Here is a 19761-nt window from a genome sequence, read left to right on the forward strand (position 1 = left end):
AATGGCAAGCACGATGGAGGGCGACGACATGGCAGGCAAGACCTTATATGACAAATTATGGGATGACCACTTAGTAAAACAACGCGATGATGGTTCGAGCTTAATTTATATTGATCGCCATTTATTACATGAAGTGACCAGCCCTCAAGCGTTTGAAGGCTTACAGCTTGCCGATCGCCAACCTTGGCGTTTAAGTGCTAACGTTGCAACACCTGACCATAACGTGCCAACCTCTAAAAAAGAGCGCGAACAAGGTATTGCAGGGATTGAAGATGATACCTCTCGAATTCAAGTACAAACCTTAGATGACAACTGTAAAACCTTTAATATCGTTGAGTTTGGGATTAATGATATTCGTCAAGGGATTGCTCATGTGGTTGGCCCAGAACAAGGTTTGACTTTGCCGGGCATGACCGTGGTCTGTGGTGATTCGCATACCGCAACACATGGTGCTTTTGGCTGTTTAGCACATGGTATCGGGACGTCGGAAGTGGAACATGTGTTGGCAACGCAGTGCTTGGTACAGAAAAAATCGAAAAACATGTTGGTTCGTGTTGATGGTGTATTAGGCAAAGGCGTGACCTCTAAAGATGTTGTGTTAGCCATTATCGGTAAAATTGGGACTGCGGGCGGTACAGGTTATGCCATTGAGTTTGGCGGGCAAGTATTCCGTGATATGTCCATTGAAGGCCGTATGACCGTATGTAATATGGCAATCGAAGCAGGTGCTCGTGTCGGGATGGTTGCAGTCGATGACAAAACCATTGCCTATGTGAAAGACCGTAACTATGCACCAAAAGGTGAACAGTGGGATCAAGCGGTTGAATACTGGAATACCTTACATTCAGATGAAGATGCCGTATTTGATGCGGTGGTGGTATTGAATGGTGCAGAGATTGAGCCTCAAGTGTCTTGGGGAACTTCTCCAGAAATGGTGATTCCTGTTTCACAGGCAGTACCAACTTTAGAACAAGCCAAAGATGATGTACAACGCAATGACTGGACTCGTGCTTATCAATATATGGGCTTAACTGCTGGTCAAGCTTTGGCTGATATTCAGTTAGATCGTGTTTTCATTGGCTCATGTACTAACTCACGTATTGAAGATATCCGAGCTGCTGCAGATGTTGTGAAGGGGCGTACAGTTGCTTCAAGTATTAAGCAAGCAATGATTGTTCCTGGTTCTGGTTTGGTGAAACAGCAAGCCGAACAAGAAGGTTTAGATCAAATTTTCTTGGCAGCAGGTTTTGAATGGCGTGAACCAGGCTGTTCAATGTGTTTGGCGATGAATGCTGACAAGTTACAACCAGGTGAACATTGTGCTTCAACCTCGAATCGTAACTTTGAAGGTCGTCAGGGCAATGGTGGGCGGACGCATTTAGTGAGCCCAGCGATGGCAGCGGCAGCTGCAATTGCAGGCCATTTTGTTGACGTTCGTTCATTCTAAGGGAGCAATATCATGGAAAAATATACTGTAGAGCAAGGTATTGTTGGGCCTTTAGACCGTGCCAATGTCGATACCGATTTAATCATTCCAAAACAGTTTTTGAAATCGATTAAACGTACGGGATTCGGTGATAACTTATTTGATGAGTTACGCTATTTAGATGAAGGCTTCTTAGGTCAAGACATTAGCAAGCGCCCAAAGAATCCTGACTTCGTGTTAAATCAACCGCGCTATCAAGGTTCAACGATCTTATTGGCACGCACTAACTTTGGTTGTGGTTCAAGCCGTGAGCATGCGCCATGGGCATTGAATGAATATGGCTTCCGTACTGTCATTGCGCCGAGCTTTGCCGATATTTTCTTTAATAACTGCTTTAAAAATGGCATGTTACCTGTGATTTTATCTGAACAGATTGTGGAACAATTGTTCAAAGAATGTGCTGAGAATGAGGGTTATCAACTTACGATTGATTTAGAAGCTCAGGAAGTACGTACGCCCGCAGGTGAAGCATTTAAATTTGAAATTGATCCATTCCGTAAACATTGCTTGTTGAATGGTTTGGATGATATTGGCTTAACTTTACAAGTGGCAGATGATATTCGCGCTTTTGAAGCTAAGGCGAAACAAGCACGTCCTTGGGTGTTTCAAGACATCCAAGCATAAGTTTGGGTGCAAGAAACCAGATTGGGTTTTAGACATTTTTAACATAGGCATAGCGCAGAGATTGAACTCTTGTTAACATGCTAGCGGATAATATTTTGCTTACATGTTAACAAGACATGAGGACTGGGCTTGAATAATGAAAAGAAGACTCGCTCGCAGTATTTTACTGTGTCTAGGCGCTACGATGACTTTGACTGCGTGTCAAAATGCACCCAATGTGGTGGATCAGGTTCGTATTGCACAGAACACATTGGAAAGTAAGGCGGACAACACAACTTTATATTGTTCAGGTGTTGAGAATTGTGAGTTTGAACGAATTGGTGACATTGCGGTCATTGATGCAAAAACTCATCGGATTAGCCAACAGGCAATGGAACGCGGCATTGTACGCTTACATGGTTCAGTATTTAGCCGCAAACAGCAGGTCTATTTAAGTGTGCCAGCCAAGCAATATGAAGTCGTCATTCGTTTTTATCCGATTTCTCCTGATCGTTCCGAAACTTTCCATGTGATTCATGCATTTAAACCGCATGTGCGCTATACCTTTAAAATGTACCGAGACCGAACACGTCGTTCAGGCAGTTTACTTAATGTTTCTGTACCTGATCCGTTGTGTGTAGATTTGCAGCAAGAGCAACACACCATTCGCCGTTTCTGTCGTCCATTTGACGTCAGTACCGGTCTTGGTGAGTTTGTTGAGAAAAAGGTTTAATTGGCTCGCAGTGTTATCGCTGCACATAGGAAAATTGGAAAAATAAATGTCGAAGCATATTTTAATTTTAGCGGGTGATGGCATTGGTCCTGAAATCGTAGCAGCTGCAGAAAAGGTTTTAACCAAGGTCAATGATAAATTTAATCTAGGTTTGACATGGGAACATGGTTTGCTCGGTGGTTCTGCAATTGATGCACATGGCGAACCGTACCCAACAGTGACCAGTGAACAGGCGAAAAAAGCCGATGCAATTTTATTGGGTGCAGTGGGTGGTCCGAAGTGGGATAGCATTGAGCGTTCAATTCGCCCTGAACGTGGCTTGTTAAAAATTCGAAGTGAACTCAATTTATTCGCCAACTTACGTCCTGCGATTTTGTATCCACAATTGGCAGATGCGTCTAGCTTAAAGCCTGAAATCGTTGCTGGCCTTGATATTCTCATTGTTCGTGAGTTAACGGGTGGGATCTATTTTGGTCAGCCACGCGGTATTCGTGAACTTGAGAATGGTGAAAAGCAGGGCTATAACACTGATGTTTATTCAGAAAGTGAAATCAAGCGTATCGCCAAAGTTGCTTTTGAGTTGGCTGGATTGCGTGGTGGCAAGGTCTGTTCGGTGGATAAAGCCAACGTACTTGAAGTAACGGAATTGTGGAAACAAACCGTCACTGACTTGCAGCAAGCACAGTATTCAAATATTCAGTTATCGCATATGTATGTCGATAACGCAGCAATGCAATTGGTTCGTGCTCCAAAGCAATTTGACGTGATTGTCACAGGTAATTTGTTCGGTGATATCTTGTCTGATGAAGCAGCCATGTTGACGGGTTCAATTGGCATGTTGCCTTCAGCATCTTTAGATGAAAATGGTAAAGGTATGTATGAACCTTGCCATGGTTCTGCACCAGATATTGCAGGACAGAACATTGCCAATCCATTGGCGACTGTGCTTTCTGTGGCGATGATGTTGCGTTACACTTTCCGTGAAGAAGCGGCGGCTAAAGCGATTGAAGATGCAGTCGGTCAGGTCTTGGATCAAGGTCTACGTACAGCGGATATTATGTCTGAAGGCATGACTAAGGTCGGTACAGATGCGATGGGTGAGGCTGTAGTTACAGCATTAAACTAAGCCTTGCAGGCTATAAAAAAACGCAGCATGAGCTGCGTTTTTTTATTTGATAAATCAGCAGGCCTTACCCTCATAACGAATTGATTGTGCAATTTGTTGTTGATCCAGCTCAAAAATAATATGGCATTTTAAGTTTAGATCATAAGCACTGCCTGCATTGCCAGCAGTTTGAATCGGAATATTCTGAGCGCCAAGTTCGGTTGATTGTGCAATCGGAATCGGGATACGGACGGGACGAATCACGGTATAAATCAGTTGATTATTTTGCTTAACCGGTTGGGCCAGTGTTTGGAAACCTAAGGGTTTTAAGTCGAGTTGTTGCTGGATGGTCTGCGCAGATTGCCCAATAAACGGTTTTAGATAGTCGGGCAGGCTAATATTTGGCTGGTTTGATGTCGCACAAGCTTGTAAACCGAGAAGCGTACAGAACAACAGGTACTTATAATTTTTCATTATGATCATCCTTTATCTTTTTGATCTTTTTTTATTCAATGGCAAAAGTGCAGCAGTGTCGAGAGCATTTATGTGAATTGCTAAAAAGATACAATCTTGTCTACTTTTGGACAATGTTCAAGCCCAGCAAAATATGCTTAGATAATGATGATAATTAAGCGATTTGGACAACTTCATGCGCAAAATAATATTTGGCTTGATCTGTGGGGCAATGGCGACATTGAGCTATGCGGATAACTGCGAAAATGCCCGTAATACTTATGACGATATCTACTGTACCAATAAAATTTTTGCCAGTGCAGATGCTGATTTAAATAAAAACTATCAGCAATTACGCAAACAACTGAGCGATACACAACAAAAAATTTTAAAAAAATCACAACTGGCGTGGATTCGCCATCGTGATGCAGAATGTAGTGATGATTCCAAGAGTACGGTTTATGTGCAATGCCAATTGAATGCAACGCAAGAACGCAATAACTGGCTGCAAGAGCGTATTCGTGAATGTCAGACGGTGGGGTGTAAAACAACACGCCTTAGTGAATAAACTTTCGTATCAGCAATAAAAAAAGCCACATGATGTGGCTTTTTTGCATTCACTAATCTGACTTAGCGCGCACGATAAGTGATACGACCCTTAGTTAAATCATAAGGTGTCATTTCAACTTTAACACTGTCACCTGTCAAAATACGGATATAGTGTTTACGCATTTTACCAGAAATGTGAGCAATAACTTCGTGACCGTTTTCTAAACGTACACGGAACATCGTATTAGGAAGCGTTTCGGTGACAACGCCTTCGAACTCAATGAGTTCCTCTTTATTGGCCATAGCCTACCTGAGATCAAATTGGGAAGGCGCAAATTATAGTCAATTTATTTAAAATTTACAAGATCAAGTCTGTTAGAGGCTGTCAGATATTAACCGAAAGAAACTGTCAGACAATTCGCGATTTTTTTTAACAAAATAAGCAGAATATTGTTGTCAGTTTGGTCAATCAACGTTAATCTAAAATTGTTGTTCATTGTCATAATAACGTATCTACAGGGAAGGGCACAGCGTGGGTCAGCTAACAGATGCATCAGTTGTATTGCGCTTTGGTTATCAGGCAATTCGTAAAGCAGGATTACCAACTGAAGAGATTTTAACAAAGGCCGGCGTGGCATTAAATCAAGTGGATACCAATGCAAGAACGCCGCTAAGTGCACAAAATGCGTTCTGGATCGCTGCACAGGATGTGAGTAACGATCCTGATATCGGGCTTCATCTCGGTGAACATCTACCACTTTATCGTGGGCAAGTGATTGAACATTTATTTATTAGTAGTGAAACCTTTGGCGAAGGCTTAAAGCGCGCCTTGGCTTATCAACGCCTGATCAGTGATGCTTTCGATGCCAAACTGGTGATTGAAGATGGTCGCTGTTACTTGAGCAATGGTGAACAGTATTGGCCAGATAATTTGGTCAACCGTCATTTCTCTGAATGTGCCATGTCAGGCATTTTACGTTTCTTTAAATTTATTACCGAAGGTCAGTTTCACCCGATTTATATTGATTTTAACTTCAATGAGGGCGCTGCTGATGACGAATACTTTAGAGTCTATGGCTGCCCAGTGAGCTTGGGGCAAAAAGAAACCCGCCTTTATTTTGATGCGGCCGTACTGGATTATCCTTTATGGCAAGCAGAGCCTGAATTATTACAATTGCATGAGCAATTGGCGATTGAGAAATTACAAGAACTGGCGCGTTACGATCTGGTGGGTGAAGTCCGCCGTGCCATTGGCTCAACCCTTGAAAGTGGTGAAACGACTCTGGAGACGGTAGCGGCACAGTTGAATATCACGCCGCGCCGTTTAAGAACCCAACTCAGTGAGGCCAATACCAGCTTCCAGCAAATTCTTTCGGATTATCGTTGCCGTTTGGCGAAAAAGCTGTTGGCGAATACCAATGAAAGTGTCGAGCGGATTGTGTATTTAACGGGTTTCTCTGAACCAAGTACCTTCTATCGTGCCTTTAAGCGTTGGACCAATGAAACACCAGTTGAATATCGCAAGCGTAAACAACGTTAATTGGTTCCAAATAAAAAGCCTTATCACTGTGATAAGGCTTTTTTGTTATTCAGCTAAATTTAACCAGTGTGGACCTAAAGGTAGCTGTGGTAAATCGAATTCATCTGGATAATAAGACTGAATAAAATATAAACCATCAGGTGGGGCGGTAATCCCAGCAGCGGTGCGATCTTCTGCGGCAAACATGGTATCAATATGGTCGATTTCATACATGCCTTGCCCAATTTCAAGCAGGCAGCCCATGATATTACGCACCATATGGTGTAAGAAACCATCTGCTTGAATATCTAAGACCAGATAACGACCATGTTCGAATAAGCGACAGTGTTTTACATGACGTACAGGTTGATTCGATTGACAGGCTGCGGCACGAAAAGTCTCAAAATTATGCGTACCCTCAAATTTGGCAGCAGCCGTAATCATCTTTTGCACATCAAGCTTTTGATAAAGATGGGTGACCTGTTTATATAACAGGGCAGGGCGAGTCGGAGCGTTATACACCACATAACGGTAACGTCGTGCCACCGCTTTAAAACGGGCGTGGAAATTTTCATCCATGCATTTAATCCACTGGATTGAAATGTCTTTGGGGAGTTGGCTATTGGCCCCACGAATCCAGCCTTGTTCTGGGCGAATGGCTTCGGTGTCGAAATGCGCCACCATATTGGTTGCATGTACGCCAGCATCCGTTCGTCCAGCGCCATGCAACATAATCGGCTGATTGGCAATACGACTCAGCACTTTTTCTATGGTTTCCTGAACAGTGATAACGCCAGCCTGTTGGGTTTGCCAACCACGGTATTGAGTACCGCAAAATTCAATACCGATTGCATAACGTTGCATGTTCTAACCTCAGAATTAATGTTGATGCCAATGCGCGAACCATTGTTCGTGGGTCGGATATTTTAAATACATTTGCAAGACTTTTGCATATAAATCGGCATGGCTATGACAATCATTGACTAAAACTTTGGCAGATTGAATCCATGAGCTGACCGCATAGCGTTGATCAAGTTGCCCAAAGGTCACTTGTGTACTAATAATGGGTAAGCACCGTTGCTGATAGAGCTGTTCAAATAATGCTAGAATTTCATCATTCACCGCAATATTGCCTGTGCCAAAGCCTTGTAGCACCAAAAAGTGAGGTGGGTTAACTAGAAGATTTTTTAACTGCACAATAAGTTGTTGTTTCCCGATCGGTTGTAACATCAAATTCAGGACACTCAGTTGAGCGGCTTGCTCAATCTGTTCATTTTGGACAATAAGGGCATCTGCTGTAGTGTTACAGCTTTGGTCTGCTTTGATGCCAACAAAGGCATCTAATTCAGTGGTATGGGCTTTTAAAGTGCTTTGTGCATGAAAGACTTGTTCATGGAAGGCAAGATAAACACCACTTGGTAAGGTAAGCACTTGCTCCAGTGCTAAATACAGGTTGCCGATTGCATCGGTGAATTCGCGGGTATCATTGCCTTCAATATTCAATAATGGGTATTGGCTGCCCGTAATGATGGCATGACAAGAATGGCCTAAAAAACGTGCCAGTGTTGCAGCAGCATAACTCAGTGTATCCGTTCCATGAATAATGACAAAATGCTGAAAGCCATTGAGTTGTAATTGTTGGATTTGTTGTACCAACTTCAACCAATCGGTTGCGGTACAGGCGCTGCTGTCTTTAATGCTAGGGGCAGCGAAACATTCAACCTGTAAATGTGGTGGAATCACCTTCGCCAATAAAGGTAAAAAATCCTGTTCTGGCATTGGCATCAAGGGTTCGCCAATACAACCAAACGTTCCACCCATATAAATTAAAGCGATTGTTTTCATCATAAAAAAAGCAGCCTGAGAGACTGCTTATATTAGACTGATCAAATTCAGGAAGCTATTTTATTCAGTAAATTTTCTGAACGTTGTTGTTGTTCTGCATTGAATGCCTGATTGTTTTTTAACAACTCACGAGCAGAATCATAGGCACCAAGTTCAATATACTGCTCTGCAAGCTCTAAATTCAACTGCGCTTCATCAAGCTGTTGTAGGTCTGGGAATGACTGGGCCAATGGGTCATGAACTGTAATCGCTGCTGCAGGTGTTGCTGCAGGCGTGATCAATTCAGGTTGTGTTTCAACTACAGCTGGTTCTGCAATGTCAAATGAAAACGTTGTGGTTTCAAGTGGTGCAGGTTGTTCAGTTTTTTCGACAGTAGGTTCAAAATTAAAATCTAAGCTTGGTGCCGCTTCTTCTACAGGTGCTTTTTCTGCAACGGGCTGAGATGCAACCTCTAAATGAGTAAAGTTAAAGTCAAGCTCAGGTTTTAGGTCTTCAGTTTTTGCTTCTTCAATGCTTGGTGGTGTCGGTTCTAAGTTAAACGAAAACTCAAGTGGCTGCTGTTCTTTACTCTCAGATGTTTCAACTGGAGACTGTACAGCCACGGCTTCATCAGCAGGCTTCTGTTCAAAGGAGAAATTAAAGTCTAAAGGTTGAACTTCAGGGGCAGCTTCTACAGGCTTTGCGTCTTCTGTCGGTGCTGCATATTCTGATTGTAAGTCATCAAATGATTGTGCAGCTGGTGTTTGGACTAAAGCATCAAAGTCAGCAGCATTACTTTGAACCTGTGGCTCAGATGTAGGTGTTTGCTGAAAACTATGTGATGCTAAATTAAATTCAATTGAATCAGGCTGTTTATTCTGCTCGTATTCACGATGCTTCGCTTCAGCTGCTTGTGCAATATCTTCCAGTTTTAAGGCATGAATATGTTTGATCAATTGATCAATCGCCAAATCATCTTTTTGCTTTAAATGAATATCCAGTAAAAACAAATACAATTCATGTTGAGAATTGTCTTGTTTTAAGGCTTGATTGATTTGTGCCTCGGCAGACTGAAAGTTACCACTTTGAATTTGTTGTTCAAGTTTTTGACGTAAGCTTTCAGAAATTGCTGTAGTCGTTGGAGGTGCTGCTGGCTCTTGTTCTTCACGTACGAGCGTGGTTCGTGAAGCAGATCGTGTCGCTGCTTTTTTTGTCGTTTTGCTTGCACCTTTTTTAGGTGCAGTATTGGCTTGATTGCTTTCACGTTTTTTTAAAACGATAGCTACAATCAGTACAATGACGAGCAGTACAATGATTATAGTTGACATGATCTATACCCCTTAAAGATAGAGCCGCTTTTATGCAAATTTATGAGAATATTCTCGTAACCTAGCGTGTTGGCTTTTTAGTGTCCTGTTGCGCTTTCAACTGATCTTGCAGTTCAGCAAGTCGAGCATTTAACAGCTGAATACGTTGTTCCTTCTGACGTAGTGCCAATTCTAACTGTGTTACGTTTCTTTGTAATGTAACGGTTTTTTCTCGTGCTGTCATAACTTTTAATGATAAATCGGCACTGGTTTTTTGCTGTAATGTGTCTTTTTTGGCACTTCCAGTACTGGAATCTTGATTACTCTCAGCCACTAGAGACATTTCAGCTTGTTGTAACCGATATTTGGCTTTTCCTACGGCTGGACGCTGTGTTTGTGCCGCAATTTGATTGGTGTTCTTATTCTGCTGTGTAGATGTGGCAGTAAGATTAAAGTTTAAATGTGAGCCCTGTCTAAGGCGGTTGGCGTTGCCCCCAATAAAGGCATGTTCATTTTGTGCTTTGATTTGATTCATGACCTGAGCAACAGGCTGCTGTGTTTGCCCTGCAATATGTTGTGCAATACTCCATAAGGATTCATTACGTTGCACCACATGCTGTTGGGCTTTGTCATCGTTTGCTGCTGCTTTTGTCGGGAGCTTCTTTTTGGCCGCTTGGACTGTCTCTTTAACTGGATCAGGTGTTTTTGCTCTTTCTTTGGTTTCAATCGGTTTAAGTTCAGCTACTTTGAGTTCCTCATCCAATGCAGTACTTTGCTTGGTAGCGGCCGTATTCACAGTTTGAGTACTTTCCTGTTTGACAGGCACTGTTTTTGGCTGCTGTGGTACTTTTTCTGCGATAGGCGTTGCTGGCTGGGGCACGGAGCTCGCCACTGCCGCGGTTGTTTCTACTTTCACGGGGGGAGCGATTGAAACTGCACTGGCAGCTGTTGTTGTCGTACTTGGCTTTGATGTTTCTAATACAGGTGGAAGGGTAAATGGCGCATTGAGGAGTGTTTCTTGTTTTAAGTTTTGCCCTTGTGAATTTGCATTTGTAGCATTAAAGCGTGTGCTTTCAGGTAGGTTTAAAGCGATATCTTTTTCACTGACAATAAACTTGGGTGTGAGTGATTTTTCATTGGCATTCTTCGCTAGAGGTGCTTTCGCGACTTGGCGCATCGGTTGGCGAATATGCTTTAAATGAGATGCGCCACCTTCCTGAATTTTTAAAATAATATTCAGTTCAGCATCGGTCATGGGACGTGATGAAGTGATCACAATCACGCCTTCGCCTTGATTATTACGGCGTGTAAAAAAATTAAGATTAGCAGGGGGCTGATGCGCAGCGCCAAGCATCAATAAATCTTCAGGTGTTGCCAAACTGACGTCTAATTTGGAATTAGCATCGGCTTGGTGGAAACTCATTTCGGCATAAAGAAGTTCACCAGGCGCAGACTGGATTTGAATTGGATCAAGCGTAATTGCATAAAGGTGTTGCGAAGAAATGATGGCTAAAATGGCAATTTTTAATTTGTTATAAACAGTCATCTCGATCCATGAAAAAGTGATGTTATGGTCTGGAAAAAGTATACATTACCGTGATGTAAATGAATTGTAAATTATTCATCTTTCGTCGCAAGAAAAAAGCCGATCAAATGTGATCGGCTTTTGATTTTTAGGATTTTTTGCTTAAGCGTTCTTGTATTCCACCAGAATACGAAGCATACGGCGTAATGGCTCGGCAGCACCCCAAAGCAGTTGGTCACCAACAGTGAATGCACCAAGATATTCTTTACCCATATTGAGCTTACGCAAACGGCCAACAGGAACAGTTAAAGTACCTGTGACTGCAACAGGGGTAAGATCTGTCATAGAGGCTTCACGAGTATTCGGAACGACTTTTGCCCATTGGCTAGAGTTGCGAATCATGTCTTCGATTTCATCAAGTGGCACATCTTTTTTCAATTTCAATGTGATTGCTTGAGAGTGGCAACGCATTGCACCAATACGCACACAGTGACCATCAATTGGAACGATTTGTTGATTACCTAAAATCTTGTTGGTTTCAACCTGACCTTTCCATTCTTCTTTCGATTGACCGCTTTCGAGTTGTTTGTCGATATACGGAATCAATGAACCCGCCAATGGCACGCCAAAGTTTGCTTTCGGGAAACCTTCGCCACGTTGTAATTCTGCGATTTGACGGTCAATATCAAGGATTGCAGATTTAGGGTCATCCAATAAGGTTTTAGTATTGTTATACAAATACCCCATACCTGTGATCAGTTCACGCATGTTCTGCGCACCCGCACCAGACGCTGCTTGATAGGTCATTGAAGTCGCCCATTCCACTAAATTATTTTGGAATAGTGAACCTAAGCCCATCAACATCAATGAAACGGTACAGTTACCGCCAACGAAAGTTTTAGTACCGTTGACCAAACCATCTTTGATCACATTTAAGTTGACTGGATCAAGAACGATGATTGCGTCATCTGCCATACGCAGCGTAGATGCGGCATCAATCCAATAGCCATCCCAACCTTCAGCTTTAAGCTTTGGGAAAACTTCAGAGGTATAATCACCACCTTGGCAGGTTAAAATGACATCCATTTGCTTCAGACTGTTAATGTCTGTTGCATCCATAAGTGCTGGGGCAGTCTTACCACCAAATGAAGGTGCTTCGCCACCTGCATTACTGGTAGAGAAATAGAATGGCTCGATATGAGCAAAATCATTCTCTTCAACCATACGTTGCATCAGGACAGAACCAACCATCCCACGCCAACCGACCAGACCTACTTTCATGTCATTGTGCCTCGGTATGTAAAAAAATTTAAAGGGGTTTGAGTGTATCAAAAGTGCCCACAACTGCAAGCTTTACTGAAATAAAACAGTGCGTTTATTGAGTGGAATATCTTGTTTATATTAGATAGAAAATTGATAAAGCGAAAACTTTATTGTAAATCTATGCTACCCCAAAGAGAAAAATGAACATGATATGGATTCAGATTTGCGCAGCGCTGGTGATATGGCTTTCATTTTGGTCTTTGATCCCCAGAGATGAATGGTGGTTTCGGGGTGCAGACTTTCCGAGATTACAAATATTAGCACTCGGGATCATCACATTTTTTGCGATGTTATTTGTGCTTTCCGATTGGACCTTGAGTACTGAACTGCTCTTTCTTGGGCTGGTTGCAGCGATAGCCTATCAGCTTAAAATGGTGTTGCCTTATACACCGTTATGGCGCAAGCAAGTCAAAAAAGTCAAAAAGACACAACTCAATCCAGAGCAACAAATTTCCTTATTGGTGGCAAATGTACTGACACCTAATCACAAATATCATCTGTTACTTGATCAAATTGAAATTTTAAAGCCAGATTTGGTACTTACGCTGGAGTCGAATGCTGAATGGCAGCAAGCGCTGAGCCCAATTGAAGCAGATTATCCTTTCCGTGTGGCAGTACCCTTAGAGAACCTATATGGTATGCATCTTTATAGTCGTTTGCCCTTAGACGACACCGAAGTTAAATTTATTTTGAGTGATGAAATTCCATCGATTCATACTGCAGTGACTTTGCCATCAGGCGTGCAAGTGCAGTTGTATTGTTTGCACCCTAAACCACCGAGTCCGACAGAGGCCAAAGATTCGACCTTAAGAGATGCAGAATTACTGATTGTGGGTGATCAGATTGAAGATATTGATCAGAGCTGTATCGTGATGGGGGATTTGAATGATGTGGCATGGTCAAGAACCACGCGTTTATTTCAGCGGATTAGTGGCTTGCTTGATCCTCGAGTCGGGCGCTATTTTATGAATACCTTCCATGCGGATTATACTTTATTACGATGGTCGCTGGATCATATCTTTCACAGTACCGATTTTGGTTTGGTCGATATGAAACGCCTGCCACATATTGGTTCAGATCATTTTCCGGTGTATGTGGTCTTACAAACAGGACGGGTGTTTGAACAGCAGCAGCAATCGTTGCAACAGACCGCTGAGGATGAGCAGGAGGCTCAGGAAGCCATACAAGATGGAATCGAAAAGGCGGAGCAAGAGGAGAAGCTGGTGACAGATCCTTTAGCTCAACCACATAAACAACAAATGGAAAACTGATTCAACTAGAGGATGTGCGTGCAATTGGCTGATTTTAAAGTTTACCTAATCAATGTACGTTATTTCGTACATAGATTTAAGTCTGCAACGAATAGTGCTACATCGTTAAAAGGTTTATTCTAAATACATCAGCACAAGGACGCAGGAATGGATTTCCGCTTAAGGATAGCAACGCTGAGATGGAAAAGTCATCATGGATATGATGCATGCGATGGACGCAGGATAATAAAAGTAGTTTGAAAGCACAACCTCATTTGCCCGAGTTTTGCAGGATGCAGAACTCGGGTTTTAATTTTTTAGCCCGATTGTATACCGCTTATTGTTGTGGCTTTCTGCCAGAGGGTGGTTCGCTAAGATCTGGTTTTGATGGTGGTAATTTTTCGCCCGATTTAGGGATCAGCTGTTGGGTGACTGGAAGATGAATGTCTAAGGTTGGGCAACTGCTCCAATGGGTTTGGGCATCGGGCAAATTAGATGTGTATTGTGTTGGGTAACGAACTAATAAAATGTCATCACCTTGTGGAATTTTAAAGTCAAACTCATAGGTTTTAATTTCATAAGGTTGTAAAACTTGCACAGTATATTGCTCTGCCGAACATCTTAAATATTGATCAGGAAGGAAATGTAATTTCCCTGACATTGCCCAAAATTCTACTTGATGACATTGAGGAATTTTTTCAAATATATAATTCGGCGTTGTATTTTTAATATTGATTTGAACGGTTTGTGAAGGACTACTTTGCTGAGCTCCAGCAATCTGAGGATGCTTAGTCCCAGCATCAATGAAATATATACTACGTTGTATGCCAGTACATTCATCATTTACGGCATCAGGGAAGGTAACAAAATAATCATATTGATCTTCCTCTTCATCATCTTTACCTTTATCACCAGTGACAGGTGGATTTCCTCCACCAGGTAATGGTTTTTGTGTACCAGAGCCACTGCCACCTAGACTCACATTGGCAACAGAAAAGTTTTCTCCACAGGCGGTTAAGACAACCACTGAAATGAAGGAAACTGTCGTGAGCAATAAGCTTCTCATTGTTATTTATCCTTAAAAATATAAGGCACTTGTAGTTTTATCTGAGTATCGTACTGGTAGACACCAAAGCGAAATTGATAATGTGCATCATCTTTTTCTTGGTCTTGATCACAATGCTGAATCGCGGCATTTAAAAGTTGTTTTGCCATGTCTTGCCAAAGTGTAATACTCAACTGCCGAAGTGCCTCAACAGATTGTGCTGTTAATTTTTCGGCATGTACAGCTTGTTCGAGATGGGTAAAGGGTTTTTCACTGATAAAGTTATCAATCCCTGCAGCCAAATGGTCACTGAGATTGGCAGAAAAGAGAGCTTTACTTTCTTGCATTTGGTTATCTGGGGTAAAGCTATGTTGTTGTAATACGACCTCTTGATCGATTTGAACAACTACACCTAAACGCTGTAATTCAAACAAAATCGAGCGCGGATGCTTTTCTGTTGAAATGTGTTTAACCAAGGCTTCAAAACTATTTTCCTCACCGGAAACAGGAATTTGATGGGGGAGATCAAGGGCAATCCAGCGGGCAATGACGCGGGCAGGAACACTAATGGCAAGATTAGGAGTCTCATTGGTGACTTGATTGGCTTGTTGTCGAAAAGCGCTGACATCTTTACGATGCAGTCCCGATAATAAACTGACTGCTGAATCGGTTTTATTCTGTTTGATTCGTTCTAATTCAACCAAGGCTTGTTCATAAAAAATTGGTTTTAGCGCAGCCACGAAATCGGTATAGCCAACACCGGAATGGATTAACCAACGTGCGATATGCTGCATCATGGGATAAATGCTATCCAATGTCGTTTCTGCATCTTGCGGAATCACACCTTGTGTATTCAATTCAGATGATGCTGTGTTGATGACTTGGTCTGTTGGTTTTACCATTAGAACACCTTAAGAACGGATTCGGTTAAGTCATTGGCTGACACAATTTTTAATGCCCGCTTAGTGAAGGAAAGGATTCAGCGCCCGCATTATCGATATTGAAATGAGTAAAGGAAACACTCATAGAAATGTCTAAACTTTCGACACAATGCCACCAACCTAGTGGAATGAATAAGGCCTCGCCCTCATTCAGGATACATTCGATTTTGCTGCTATGGGCAAAATCTGGAAATGATTTCACTATATCAGGACGATGAGGATCGCCAATTTTACTAAATACGGCGACATCATTATAGAGGTGTGGTGTTTGCATTGCAGGAATCAGGGTGACTTTTTTCCGTCCATAAATTTGTACTAAAAAGTTATTGGTCAAATCATGGTGTAAGGGAGTAAAGGCACCTTTAGGGCCAAACCAGATGAAGCTACGATCATAGACTTGGGCGTGGTCCGTATAGCCATGAAAATGATCAATATCTTGAAACAATGCAGCCAGACTAGATTGGCTAGCTTTGGCATTGTTCGCTGTCATATAAAAATTATTGGAATGTGGGGTTTGTTCGATTAAATCAACAAAATCACTCATCCGCATTTTGGTTTTATGTTGAATCGAGTTACGTTCAAATAAAGGATCTTGCTCACGATTGAACTGAACTTCAATTTCTTGTGTACCGACAGCCTGTTTGAAATATTGTGGTGACCATTTGTGTAAAGCAGGCCAATGCTGGGTAGCATCAGTCAAAATTACCGGTAAGTTTCGGCTGTAATACTGTTGGATAAAATCTGCAAAATCAGGTTTTGAAATTCGCTTAATCTGCTGATATTCAGGATTTAAACGGGCAAAACGATCTAAAGTATGCAGCAGCCAATTACGTTTTTTGAGCAGGAAGTGCTGCTCTTCGGCGATTTGAAAATAAGGATGTTGCTTTAACTGTACCCATTCGAATGCAATATCGTTTTCATTCAATCCTTGCTTCATCAATGACTGATAAATCTCAGCTTTGCTTAAACCATCCAGTAGCATCTGAGCCAACCATTTTTTTTGTTCTGGTGTAAATGTACTGCTGAGTTGGGTTTGTTTTGTGGCTGCTGCCTGTTCAAGTTCTCGGTAGTGTTGCTCTTCAGCGTATATCGGAGCAGAAAAATCTTTATTTAGGTCAATTAAACCTTCACGCAACAGAATATTGGCTAAATCAATGGGAGCACAACCGCGCTCTAAATTTTCCTCTAACCATGCCTGCCATTCTTTCGGTAAGGCATTGAATTGTCTTGCTAAGTTTTCTTGAGCATCCATACCTTCGAACCATCAATAAGAAATGATTTTACCTTTCGTTATTAATTTACGCATAAACATATTTGCACTCAAGCATAAAAGTGTTAAATTTTCACATACACAAATATGTGAAAAAATCACACAGAGGGTGATGCAATGAAAAATATATGGACTCAACTAGCACTTAGCGTAACTTGCGCAATCTTGGTGGGCTGTGGATCTGATAATGATTCAGATTCAACGCCTACACCAACCCCAACACCTACCCCAACCCCAACACCTACCCCGACTCCAACGCCTACACCGACCCCAACACCTACCCCGACTCCAACACCCACTCCAACGCCCACCCCGACTCCTACACCAACTCCAGTCGTGGCTGATCGTTTTGTGGGTTCATGGTTGGGTGGATTCTGTCATAAGGGAGCACGAACCAATTTAACAGTACATAAAGCGTCCGAAAACAGCGTTCGCTTTACCATTGAAACCCGTCAATTTGAAAAAGAGGATTGTACTGGTGCAGTCATTAAAAATTACGATGTTGCATCGGATGATGCACTGATTAGCGAGATTGCAGCGACTGAAACCAGCGGTACAACCACGGCAAATCGAGTGAAATATAGTGATCGCTATCGACCAAATGGAATTGCTTCAGCTTATGCCTTTAAAGGTGATGGCATGTGTGCAGTGAGTGAAACAGCGAATATTAAAGATATTCAAACTTATATGGATTCAGTCGATCCATCTAAAGTTGTCACTTGTTATACCCGTACCAATGTCGAAGGCTATAGCTTATTAAAACCGACTGTGAGTAAAGCAACAGCAAGTTATCGTCTACTCGATAATCAAGCGTCTTGGGCCAATTTCTTGGCGCAAGCCAATGAGCAGGGTAGTCAAGGTTTTGCCTTGGCGGGTACATCATTGGATGTAAAAAAAGCCAATAGTGATTTCCCTGAACCTAAAAACTTATATGTAAAAAATAATGCTTCAACCGATACCTATAGCTATAAAATTGCTGATATCACCACCAATGTGATCGCAAATAGATATGTGCTCAAATTAGCTGAAATGAAAAAGCAAGGTGAGTCTGGCTTTATTTATAAGTCGTTCTTAAGAGAGGATCCAAGCAATACCTATAAATATTTATTTGTGAAAAATGATAAGAAGCCCGCAACCTATACTTATGACAATCGCTTTTTAACCAATAAAACCAGAGCAAGTATTCTTGCTGCATTTAATGAGCTCGGCGCACAAGGCTGTAAATTAATCTTTGCGGGTGAAGACTTCACAACCAATGGTACCAAGAATGACATGTATTACATCCCAACTTGTGTAAATAGCAGCACCCATAATGGGACCTATAGCTATCGTTATTTTGACATGCCAAAAACGGAAGCAGGATTCTTTGAGGATAATCCAACCAAACTAGATGCGTTGCTAAAACAGCAAGCTGCAGAAGGTTATCATTTGATTGATAAAGATAATTCGATTGGATTTGGTGTGTTACAACAAGGCTATTTATTTGAACGCGATAGTGAAAGCACAGCCAGCATTGAATCAAAAGTCTTTAAAGAAGATGCGATTTATAAGCTTGATTTACCGAGCGAGATTCAAAACCGTTTACAAGATCAAGGTAACTTGGGTTGGTTCATTAATGTTAAATTGGGTTCGGTGTATAGCAACACCCCAACTTATTTTGATTTAAGTACTGGTGTGATTTTCCCGAATTAATTGTGGTTATTGCTTTAGAAAAGAGCCGCTTTATTGATGAATAAGGCGGCTTTTTTAGCTTAATAAATTTTGTCGTAACCTTCAGCACGGGTTTTAAAACGACGGTGGAACCACATCCATTGCGTAGGTGCGATACGGAGTTGAGCTTCAATAATTTTATTCACGCGAATCGCATCATCGACTTCATCTTCGCTTGGCATATTGTCCACAACTGGCTCAATCAGTACTTTATATTTTGGATTGCGAACATCGCCATAACGATAGAAATATAAGGGGATTGCAACCGCTTTCGAAATTTTGAGTAAACGACGATGAGCAGTCACGGTTGCCGCTGGAACACCAAAGAAAGGAGCCATCACGCCTTGTTTTAAACCAAAATCTTGATCAGGACTATACCAGATTGCACCACCATCTTTGAGTCGACGGATCAAACCACGCATATCATCGTGATCGATTTGATGTTGATAAATGGTGGCACGACAGCGATAAATCAGCATATCCAACAGCGGATTGTTTTGTGGGCGATACACCACATCGGGTTCAAAATATTGAGAACAGATATAACCGCCTGCATCCAATAAGGTGCTGTGGGTGCCGAGTAATAACACGCCTTTACCTTGTGCTTTTGCATCGTTGATATGTTCTAAGCCTTCAATACTATGGCGGCCTTTAAACCATTTGGGGCAATACCAAGCATTGAGGGTTTCAAATACACCAAGCATCATATCCACGAAAACTTGTTTGGCTTGTGCTTCAACCTCGGCAGGTGACCACTCTGGAAAACACAACTCTAAATTCTGAAGTGTGGTTTTACGGCGTGATTTGAGCACACGCCAGCATAAAGCCGCCAAACCATGTGCCAAGCGCCATTGAATAGCCCATGGGAGAATGGCCAATAGCATAAGAAAGAGAATGGCGATCCAAATTTTCCAGTATTTGGGTAATAGAAATTTCCATTGAAATTCGCCAGGGATATAAGACTGATTTTGACTCATAAACTTAGTAAAGAGAATAACGTTGAATTTCAGAGCAGTGTAACATGAAGTGAGTTTGGCAACTTTAAATGTAAAATAATACTAAAGCTGTTTTAGTGTCTCTAGCGACACAAAAAGGACATCTATACGTTCATAGATTGA

The 19761-nt window shown here is 41.9% G+C and carries 19 protein-coding genes; 8 read left to right on the plus strand and 11 right to left on the minus strand.

All coding sequences use genetic code 11. The features are described from left to right. The first annotated feature begins 28 nt into the window (after positions 1-28). From leuC to leuB, 4 genes are all read left to right on the plus strand, one after another. Positions 29-1447: a 3-isopropylmalate dehydratase large subunit gene (gene leuC, locus A7P54_RS18430; RefSeq protein ID WP_004802487.1), complete on the plus strand. Its 1419-nt coding sequence runs from the start codon at positions 29-31 to the stop codon at positions 1445-1447. Between the two features lie 12 nt (positions 1448-1459). Further along, complete coding sequence (gene leuD / locus A7P54_RS18435; protein WP_171550438.1) at positions 1460-2110, plus strand: 3-isopropylmalate dehydratase small subunit; 651 nt, start codon at positions 1460-1462, stop codon at positions 2108-2110. A gap of 136 nt (positions 2111-2246) precedes the next feature. Next, positions 2247-2822 carry a hypothetical protein gene (locus A7P54_RS18440; RefSeq protein ID WP_032859189.1) on the plus strand — a complete coding sequence of 192 codons (576 nt, stop codon included), beginning with the start codon at positions 2247-2249 and terminating at the stop codon, positions 2820-2822. A 46-nt stretch (positions 2823-2868) separates the two neighbouring features. Then, positions 2869-3948 (plus strand): 3-isopropylmalate dehydrogenase, encoded by a 1080-nt coding sequence (gene leuB, locus A7P54_RS18445; protein ID WP_171550439.1) that lies wholly within the window; start codon positions 2869-2871, stop codon positions 3946-3948. 54 nt (positions 3949-4002) lie between these two features. Here leuB and A7P54_RS18450 read toward each other — a convergent pair whose 3' ends face one another. Then, complete coding sequence (locus A7P54_RS18450; protein ID WP_004802495.1) at positions 4003-4401, minus strand: hypothetical protein; 399 nt, start codon at positions 4399-4401, stop codon at positions 4003-4005. 175 nt (positions 4402-4576) lie between these two features. Between A7P54_RS18450 and A7P54_RS18455 the strand changes: the two genes are divergently transcribed. Further along, the gene (locus A7P54_RS18455) at positions 4577-4948 is read left to right on the plus strand and encodes a lysozyme inhibitor LprI family protein (RefSeq protein ID WP_004656039.1); all 372 of its coding nucleotides are present in this window, start codon (positions 4577-4579) and stop codon (positions 4946-4948) included. A gap of 62 nt (positions 4949-5010) precedes the next feature. Here A7P54_RS18455 and infA read toward each other — a convergent pair whose 3' ends face one another. Beyond that, positions 5011-5232 carry a translation initiation factor IF-1 gene (gene infA, locus A7P54_RS18460; protein ID WP_001284370.1) on the minus strand — a complete coding sequence of 74 codons (222 nt, stop codon included), beginning with the start codon at positions 5230-5232 and terminating at the stop codon, positions 5011-5013. A gap of 229 nt (positions 5233-5461) precedes the next feature. Here infA and A7P54_RS18465 point away from each other — a divergent pair, with 229 nt between their 5' ends. Further along, positions 5462-6469, plus strand: a complete 1008-nt coding sequence (locus A7P54_RS18465; protein ID WP_004656037.1) for an AraC family transcriptional regulator — start codon at positions 5462-5464, stop codon at positions 6467-6469. A 45-nt stretch (positions 6470-6514) separates the two neighbouring features. On the opposite strand, the gene truA is transcribed toward A7P54_RS18465, so the two are convergent. The 5 genes from truA to asd form a co-directional block, all read right to left on the minus strand. Next, positions 6515-7312, minus strand: a complete 798-nt coding sequence (gene truA / locus A7P54_RS18470) for a tRNA pseudouridine(38-40) synthase TruA (RefSeq protein WP_005315187.1) — start codon at positions 7310-7312, stop codon at positions 6515-6517. Between the two features lie 15 nt (positions 7313-7327). Then, complete coding sequence (locus A7P54_RS18475) at positions 7328-8296, minus strand: asparaginase domain-containing protein (RefSeq protein ID WP_171550440.1); 969 nt, start codon at positions 8294-8296, stop codon at positions 7328-7330. A 44-nt stretch (positions 8297-8340) separates the two neighbouring features. After that, entirely contained in the window at positions 8341-9600 is a 1260-nt protein-coding gene (locus A7P54_RS18480; RefSeq protein ID WP_171550441.1) for a FimV domain-containing protein, read from the minus strand. 61 nt (positions 9601-9661) lie between these two features. After that, positions 9662-11125: a FimV domain-containing protein gene (locus A7P54_RS18485; protein ID WP_171550442.1), complete on the minus strand. Its 1464-nt coding sequence runs from the start codon at positions 11123-11125 to the stop codon at positions 9662-9664. A gap of 141 nt (positions 11126-11266) precedes the next feature. Continuing rightward, positions 11267-12385, minus strand: coding sequence for an aspartate-semialdehyde dehydrogenase (gene asd, locus A7P54_RS18490; protein WP_004802505.1), 1119 nt, complete (start codon positions 12383-12385; stop codon positions 11267-11269). A 188-nt stretch (positions 12386-12573) separates the two neighbouring features. Between asd and A7P54_RS18495 the strand changes: the two genes are divergently transcribed. Continuing rightward, positions 12574-13698 (plus strand): endonuclease/exonuclease/phosphatase family protein, encoded by a 1125-nt coding sequence (locus A7P54_RS18495; RefSeq protein WP_171550475.1) that lies wholly within the window; start codon positions 12574-12576, stop codon positions 13696-13698. A gap of 316 nt (positions 13699-14014) precedes the next feature. Here the strand turns inward: A7P54_RS18495 and A7P54_RS18500 are convergent, their stop codons facing one another. From A7P54_RS18500 to A7P54_RS18510, 3 genes are read right to left on the minus strand one after another with little or no spacing between them, the layout of a single operon-like run. After that, on the minus strand, positions 14015-14743 hold the full coding sequence (locus A7P54_RS18500) for a hypothetical protein (RefSeq protein ID WP_171550443.1): 729 nt from the start codon (positions 14741-14743) through the stop codon (positions 14015-14017). Between the two features lie 2 nt (positions 14744-14745). Then, positions 14746-15624, minus strand: coding sequence for a DUF6502 family protein (locus A7P54_RS18505; RefSeq protein WP_171550444.1), 879 nt, complete (start codon positions 15622-15624; stop codon positions 14746-14748). A gap of 49 nt (positions 15625-15673) precedes the next feature. Further along, entirely contained in the window at positions 15674-16915 is a 1242-nt protein-coding gene (locus A7P54_RS18510; protein ID WP_171550445.1) for a cupin-like domain-containing protein, read from the minus strand. A 135-nt stretch (positions 16916-17050) separates the two neighbouring features. Here A7P54_RS18510 and A7P54_RS18515 point away from each other — a divergent pair, with 135 nt between their 5' ends. Further along, positions 17051-18625 carry a PT dipeptide repeat lipoprotein gene (locus A7P54_RS18515; protein WP_171550446.1) on the plus strand — a complete coding sequence of 525 codons (1575 nt, stop codon included), beginning with the start codon at positions 17051-17053 and terminating at the stop codon, positions 18623-18625. 59 nt (positions 18626-18684) lie between these two features. Here A7P54_RS18515 and A7P54_RS18520 read toward each other — a convergent pair whose 3' ends face one another. Beyond that, positions 18685-19620, minus strand: coding sequence for a lauroyl acyltransferase (locus A7P54_RS18520; protein WP_171550447.1), 936 nt, complete (start codon positions 19618-19620; stop codon positions 18685-18687). Positions 19621-19761 lie beyond the last annotated feature (141 nt).

This window comes from Acinetobacter sp. Ac_3412, from assembly GCF_013072675.1.
Classification (GTDB): Bacteria; Pseudomonadota; Gammaproteobacteria; order Pseudomonadales; family Moraxellaceae; genus Acinetobacter; species Acinetobacter higginsii.